Source organism: Cohnella xylanilytica, assembly GCF_014212175.1.
GTDB lineage: Bacteria > Bacillota > Bacilli > Paenibacillales > Paenibacillaceae > Cohnella > Cohnella xylanilytica.
The window spans coordinates 1-6,790 of sequence record NZ_JACJVR010000108.1 but is presented as its reverse complement, the minus strand read 5'-3'; the positions used below and the strand labels follow the sequence as shown (position 1 = coordinate 6,790).

Annotated in this window: 8 protein-coding genes and 1 other RNA gene; 7 read left to right on the top strand and 2 right to left on the bottom strand. The window is 62.6% G+C overall.

All coding sequences use genetic code 11. From position 1 onward, the window contains the following. The coding region (locus tag H7B90_RS26465) for a hypothetical protein (RefSeq protein ID WP_446483097.1) at positions 1-223 on the top strand (223 nt) is incomplete at its 5' end. A gap of 31 nt (positions 224-254) precedes the next feature. Further along, a complete protein-coding gene (locus tag H7B90_RS26460) occupies positions 255-1,505 on the top strand; it encodes a radical SAM family protein (protein ID WP_185138907.1) in 1,251 nt (416 codons plus the stop codon). A gap of 242 nt (positions 1,506-1,747) precedes the next feature. Here H7B90_RS26460 and H7B90_RS26455 read toward each other — a convergent pair whose 3' ends face one another. Continuing rightward, entirely contained in the window at positions 1,748-2,089 is a 342-nt protein-coding gene (locus tag H7B90_RS26455; protein WP_185138906.1) for a DUF1801 domain-containing protein, read from the bottom strand. Positions 2,090-2,123: 34 nt separating this feature from the next. Further along, the gene (locus H7B90_RS26450) at positions 2,124-2,552 is read right to left on the bottom strand and encodes a YciI family protein (protein ID WP_185138905.1); all 429 of its coding nucleotides are present in this window, start codon (positions 2,550-2,552) and stop codon (positions 2,124-2,126) included. A gap of 617 nt (positions 2,553-3,169) precedes the next feature. Here H7B90_RS26450 and rpmE point away from each other — a divergent pair. The 5 genes from rpmE to dnaX form a co-directional block, all read left to right on the top strand. Beyond that, positions 3,170-3,367, top strand: a complete 198-nt coding sequence (rpmE, locus tag H7B90_RS26445; RefSeq protein WP_185138904.1) for a 50S ribosomal protein L31 — start codon at positions 3,170-3,172, stop codon at positions 3,365-3,367. Between the two features lie 62 nt (positions 3,368-3,429). After that, positions 3,430-3,846 (top strand): hypothetical protein, encoded by a 417-nt coding sequence (locus H7B90_RS26440; RefSeq protein ID WP_185138903.1) that lies wholly within the window; start codon positions 3,430-3,432, stop codon positions 3,844-3,846. A gap of 68 nt (positions 3,847-3,914) precedes the next feature. After that, positions 3,915-4,179: signal recognition particle sRNA large type (gene ffs / locus H7B90_RS26435), an RNA gene on the top strand. 205 nt (positions 4,180-4,384) lie between these two features. After that, positions 4,385-5,539 carry an ATP-binding protein gene (locus H7B90_RS26430; protein WP_185138902.1) on the top strand — a complete coding sequence of 385 codons (1,155 nt, stop codon included), beginning with the start codon at positions 4,385-4,387 and terminating at the stop codon, positions 5,537-5,539. 115 nt (positions 5,540-5,654) lie between these two features. Then, a partial coding sequence (dnaX, locus tag H7B90_RS26425; protein ID WP_185138901.1) for a DNA polymerase III subunit gamma/tau occupies positions 5,655-6,790 on the top strand: 1,136 nt, incomplete at its 3' end.

Sequence of the window (6,790 nt, the reverse complement as noted above, 5' to 3'; positions counted from 1 at the left end):
GTCCGCGCCGGCCGAGCCGACGCCGGCGAAGACCCGCGCCGTGGCCGGAACCCGCGGCGCCAAGAGCAAAGCGGCGGCCGCCGCGACGGACGCCGCCGCAGGCGGAACGGGCGCGGCTTCCGAAGCGCCCTCCGGCCAGCCGGCCGAAGGAAGCGAAGCTCCCGCCAAGCCCAAGCGGGCCGGGACGGGAACGAAGCGCGCTCCCCGGAACAGCTCGACCTGATCGGGCTCGCCGCAGAGAGGGGCCATAAACGATGCATCTGGTATATGCAGACGAGAACAATAACGTATACGACCATCCCGACTTGTTCGGGGTCGCCAGAAGCGGCGACAGCCTGGTCGAGCTGCTGGAGGAAGACCTCATTCCGCTTCCTCCGGGAGCGACCCTGGTCGGGCTTCCGCACACCCGGGCGATCGGGATGGACCCGAAGTCGGGCCGGATGATGCCGCTCCCCGGCAACTACCAGGCCGTGGGCGCCCTGCTGCCGCAAGGCTACACGCGCTTCTACGTGCCAGGATACTCGAAGACCGACAAGACGCAGATGTTCCCGCTGTTCGGCTATACCGCCGTCGTCTGGAAGGACGGCGGCTTCTACGTCGCCGCGGGACGAAGCGACGATCCCGAGCTGTGGAACCCGGAGAACTGCGACCGGGCGGAAGTGAAGAAGGGCGTGGATCGGCTGCTGGAGAAGTATCCGGAGAACCGGCTCTACCGGCACCTGTCCAACTGCGCGCTCGGCTACGAATGCCTGACGTCCTCGAACACCTTCCTCCAACGGTGGGAAGGCGCGGTGCCGGTGTCCTTCGCCTGCAACGCGGGCTGCTTCGGATGCATCTCCGAGCAGCCGGACGACAGCGGCTTCGTCTCCCCGCAGACCCGGCTGCAGTTCAAGCCGACGGTCGAAGAAGTCGTGGAGATCATGCTCGAGCATCTCCGCACCCCCGAATCGATCATCAGCTTCGGACAGGGCTGCGAGGGCGAGCCGTCGACCCAGGCGAAGACGATCGTCGAGGCGATCAAGCAGGTGCGCGCCAAGACGTCGATGGGCTACATCAACATCAACACGAACGCCGGGCTTACCGACCATCTCCGCGCCATCACGGACGCGGGGCTCGACCTGATGCGGGTGAGCACGATCAGCGCCCTGGACGACCACTACAACGCGTACTACCGTCCGCGCGGCTACACGCTCGCGAACGTCGAGAAGACGCTGAAGTACGCGACGGACAAGGGCGTGTACACCTCGATCAACTATCTCGTCTTCCCCGGCGTCACCGACCGGGAAGAGGAGATCGAGGCGATGATCGGCTTCGCCAAGCGCACGGGCCTGAAGCTGATCCAGATGCGCAACCTGAACATCGACCCGGACGCGTATCTGTCGATCATTCCGAAGGCGCAGGGCGAGATTTACGGCATGAAGACGCTGCTGGACATCTTCCGCGAGGAGCTGCCGGACGTCGTCATCGGCTCGTACACGCACGTGCCGCCCGTGGCGAAGAAGTAATCGCTTAGCACACCGCGAACGAGCCGCAAGCAGCCGTCGTCATAACGCAGCGCAAACGCAAACAGGCCGTCCCGAGAGGGATGGCCTGTTCTGCGTTGGGCTTGCATACGCGGTTCGTATGCCGAATATGCAGTCTTATGCCGAATATACGGTTATACAGTTCGTATGCCTCATAAACGGTTCGCGTGCCTCATAAACAGTTCGCTTGCCTCATATACGGTTCGGTTACGGTTCGGCTCGCCTTACAGAGCTGCGCTGGCTTGGCCCAACAGCGAAGCCAATTGCTTCTCGTCGAACTCCTGCCCCTGACGCAGCTTGATCGTCTTCCGCTCGGGAGGCCCGTCGAACAGGCCTTCCGGCAGCTCCAGCCCGGCCGCGTTGAAGATCGTGAAGCTGACGGCGTCCTTCGACGTCGAGACGACGGCGGCGTACTTGCCGTTCTTGAGGAAGTGAGGCTTCTTGTATTGAATCCGCTCCTGCACGTCCGGGATCGTCCGGTGGACGACGTCCCGCAGCCGGGCGCAGAGCTCGGCCTGCCAAGGCTCCTTCAATTGCCGGATGAAATCGGCGACTTCCGGGTTCATGTTCATCTTCTCCTCTCGCGGCCAATGGGCAATATTAAAGCTTCGTTCGAGCCTGTTCCCTCACCAAGTTGTGCGTCGCTTGCGACCCCGGATCCGAGGTCAGCTCCGGCGGCTCGATGACCTGGCGCAGCTCGATGACGCCTTCGCCGAAGCCGTGCGGGTCCGGCATGCGCTTCGCCCACTCGATCGCTTCCTCCCTCGACTTCACTTCGATAAGGGTGAAGCCCGCGATCAGCTCCTTCGTCTCCGTGAACGGGCCGTCGACGATCTTGGGCTTGCCGCCCGGCTCCGGATACGAGATGCGAATTCCGCCCGCGCTCGAGTGCAGCCCTTCGGCCGCCAGCAGCACGCCGGCCTTCATCAGTTCCTCGTTGTACTTCATCATCGCGTCGACGAGCTCCTGGCTCGGCATGATGCCGGCTTCGGAATCCGCCGTCGCCTTCACGATCATCATGAATCTCATAGTCGATCTCCTCCTTGAGTGTGGGCGTTATGGCCGCCTCTGTATGGACAACGAACGGGGAGAGACGGAATCGACAGGTCCCCGAAAAAAATAGGAATTCCCCTTTAGCTAACGGAACGGTCTTATTCGATTGGATGCGGACCTGCCTGCCTCGGAGGGCGCTTCGTTTGAAATTGTACGAAAAAACATACAAATGCTTCTCGAACGGCCGCCTTACTTGAATGGTGCATGAAAAATCATATAAATTCTTCCTTGATAAGGCGCTTTGCTCGAATGGTGGATGAAAAACCGTACAAAAGCTCATCCTCATGGATGATTTCGATGATGCTAATCGAAAAATCGCACAAAATTATCTGCCTGTCTGCGCGGAACCTTCTTCAGCGTCCTACCTACGGAGCTTCTTCCCGATTCAATCTATGCCAAGCTAGGAATCCAAGCAGGGCAAGATCGCCGCCTCTTTCTTCATCATAAGGGGACTTGGCCTTTTTATCCAGCGTCCGCCCGCATTCGCCGCTTGAATCGGGGGTTGTGAAGCGAAGGCGTATCGTGCTATAATCCGTTTATGTGTCTAATACTCTGGAGCCGCATGTGTTCCAGGGCAGAAAGAGGTGAACGCGTTGAAAGAGGCCATCCACCCGAAGTACACCGTATCCACGGCGACCTGCGCTTGCGGCAACACTTTCGAGACGGGTTCGGTTCGTCCGAATATCCGCGTCGAGATTTGCTCGGCTTGCCATCCGTTCTTCACGGGTAAGCAGAAGTTCCTGGATGCTGGCGGACGTGTCGATAAGTTCAAGAAGAAATACGGCCTGTAAGATTTGGCGGTATAGAAATAAGCCTCCCTTAACATCCTACGGGATAAAGGGAGGTTTTTTTCATGCTCGCACAACGCAACAGGGTCCGGACGACGCTCGCCCTCGCCCTCACGTTTACGCTCTCCTTGGCCGCGATCGGCCTGCAGGCCGGCTGCGGCAACCGCAACACCAGCAGCGTCAAGCCGCAAAGCTACGCGGACGACGGCTACCTGGGCCGCACGAACGCCAATCCCCATATTCCCGGCCGGCACATGGCGCTGAATTACAACAACGATGCCGTGTTGATCCAGCAGGCGATCCGGGACGTTCCCGGCGTCCGGGGCAGCAGCGTCACGTTTAACGGCGCCGACGCCTACGTCACGCTGAAGCTCGCTCCGAGCCTGGGAGACCGCCAGGTTCCCACGGTGGAACGCCAAGCGGCCTCCGTGCTGAGGTTCAATTTTCCAAGGTACAATATCCACGTCTCTTCCATGAGATAGACCGGAACCGGAAGGGAATCGTTCCCTTCGGTTGCGTTGCGGCGGGGAATTCGTTATACTAAGTCATGCCGTGCTAGACGGGGAGGTAGCGGTGCCCTGTAACTCGCAATCCGCTGTAGCGAGGTTGAATTCCCGTCTGAGGTCTTGTCACGCAGGTTCCGGCGTGTTTGGTTTCGTGTTGATAGCAGGGTCCTCCGCAAGGGACGCCCATGAACCCGGTCAGGTCCGGAAGGAAGCAGCCGTAAGTGGTCACGTTCTTGTGTTGGAGGGTAGCCAGGCTGGAGCGAGCCGGCACGTCCGGCTGGATGGCATCGATCGGGGACGGGTGCACGGTCCTTATTCAACGAATTCGAATGTTACGCAAGCCCCAATAGACGGCGGATAAGAGCATCTCGGCGCAGGCACCTCTGGCGCGGGGTGCTTTTTTTGTTGGCTCCGCCGAGGGTGACTCCCGTCCTGGTTCCAGGGGAGGAAATACGGGCCGGGCCCCGAATAATACAACGGACAAGGCAGGCAGACCGGAGGGTGATGGGCGCGCATGAGCAATTCGGACGACCGGGTTTTCGGCCGGGCACCTAATCGACGAGCGGAATCGGACGCGGGGGCGGTTCGGGAGTGGGAGTCGCGCACGGGCAGCTTCGTCCGTCGGTTCTTGGAGAACCTGCTTAGCGACGAGAATATCGGAGTGCTGCTGCTCGATACGGAATTTCGGATCATGGAGGTCAGCCAGATGGTGTGCGCGGCGCTGGGCGAGGCCCGGGAGGAGCTGATCGGCCGGGAGGCGGAGAGCTTGTTCCGGAGCCTGGAGCAGCCGCTGCCCGTCGACTCCTCGCTGCTGCGCGGCGGCTCGTTCCGCAACCGGAGCTACAAGTGGCGGTCGGGAGAGGTCCGGCGCGAATGGATGATGGACGGAGATTTGCTGCGGGAACGCGACGAGATCATCGGAGCGTACGTGCTGTTCCGGGACGTGACCCACCTGTCCGCGCTCGAAGAGCAGGTCAGAAGATCGGACCGGTTGAAAATGATCGGGGAAGTGGCCGCCGGGACGGCCCACGAGATCCGCAATCCGCTGACGGCGATCAAGGGCTTCATGCAGCTGCTCCAGAGGGCGCTGAACGAGCGGCAGATGGGCCGAGAGCTCGATTACGTCCGGATCGTGATGGCCGAGCTGGAGCGGGTGAACGCTCTCGTCAACGAGTTCCTTCTGCTCAGCAAGCCGAAGGAGGTCAAGCGGGTTCCCGTCCGGCTGGGCCATCTGTTCGGGGAGATGCTGCCGATGCTTCGCAACGAGGCCGTCATGCACGACGTGGCGCTGAGATACGAACCCCGGCCGGGACTGCCGGCCGTCTTCGCGGACAAGGAGATGCTGAAGCAGGTCTTTCTGAACCTGGGCAAAAACGCGATCGAAGCGATGGCGGCTGTCAAAGGAGGGACGTTGACGATCCGGGAGAGGGCGGGGCGCGCGGGGGCGGCCGAAGTGTACGTCGATATTTGCGATACCGGCCCCGGCATACCCGCGGCAAGCCTGGAGCGGGTGTTCGATCCGTTCTTCACGACGAAGGAGCAGGGAACCGGGCTCGGCCTGTCGATCTGCCAGCGGATCGTTCACGATCTGGGCGGGCGGATCGACGTGGCGACCGGAGCCGGCGGCACGGTGTTCACCGTCACGCTGCCGGCCCTCCAAGGGGCGTAGAATCGAAGGGGCGCGGAATCGCGGAGGCGCGCGATCGGCCGGACTCGGCGGTGGAGCGCTTCCGTCCGATGATGTATAATGGAGGGAAAGCCAAATCCGACGGGAGCGACAAGGAATGGCCCACATCGCCTTATACCGGGCCTGGCGCCCGCAGACGTTCCGCGACATGGTCGGCCAGCAGCATATCGTCCAGACGCTGCAGAACGCCATCCGCGAGAACCGTCTGTCCCACGCCTATCTCTTCAGCGGCCCGAGAGGAACGGGGAAGACGAGCGCCGCGAGGCTGCTCGCCAAGGCCGTCAACTGCGAGAAGGGACCGACGCCGGAGCCTTGCAACGAATGCGAAGCCTGCAAGAGGATCGCGGCCGGAGCGGTCATGGACGTGGTCGAGATCGACGCCGCTTCCAACCGCGGGGTCGAAGAGATCCGCGATATTCGCGATAAAGTCAAATACGCGCCGACCGAGGTCCGGCGCAAAGTGTATATCATCGACGAAGTGCACATGCTGACGACGGAAGCGTTCAACGCGCTGCTGAAGACGCTCGAGGAGCCGCCGGGCCACGTCATGTTCATGCTGGCGACGACGGAGCCCCACCGGCTGCCGCCGACGATCGTCTCGCGCTGCCAGCGGTTCGAGTTCCGCCGGGTGTCGCTGGAGGAGCAGGCCGCGTGGCTGCGGGACATCTGCCGGAAGGAAGGCATCGAGGCGGAGGACGAAGCGCTCGTCTACATCGCGCGCTTGTCCGACGGGGGGATGCGGGACGCGCTCAGCCTGCTCGACCAGATCTCCTCGTTCAGCGGCGGGCAAGTGACGCTCGCGGGCGCGGTCGAGGCGACGGGCGGCCTGCCGGCCGAGCAGATGGGCCGGCTGGCCGCCGCCGTACGCGACGCGGACGCCGCCGCCGTGCTGGCGGAGGTCGACGAGATGATGCGCGCCGGCAAGAGCGCGGACAAGTGTCTCGAGCAGCTGATGCATTACTTCCGCGACCTGCTCCTCGCCCAGTTGGCGCCCCAAGCGGCCGCTTCGGCGGGAAGGGTCGCCGATCCGGCCGAGCTGCGCTCCGCGGCCCAGAGCTTCGGCCGGGAGCGGCTGTTCTCGATCATCGACCTTCTGAACCGGTACCAATCGGAGATGAAGTACGCGGCTCATCCGCAGACGATGTTCGAGATCGCGCTGCTCAAGCTGTGCTCCGCCGGCTCGGGCTCCGAGGCGGCGGCCGCGGGCGAAGCGCCCGCCCCGCGGGCCCCGGC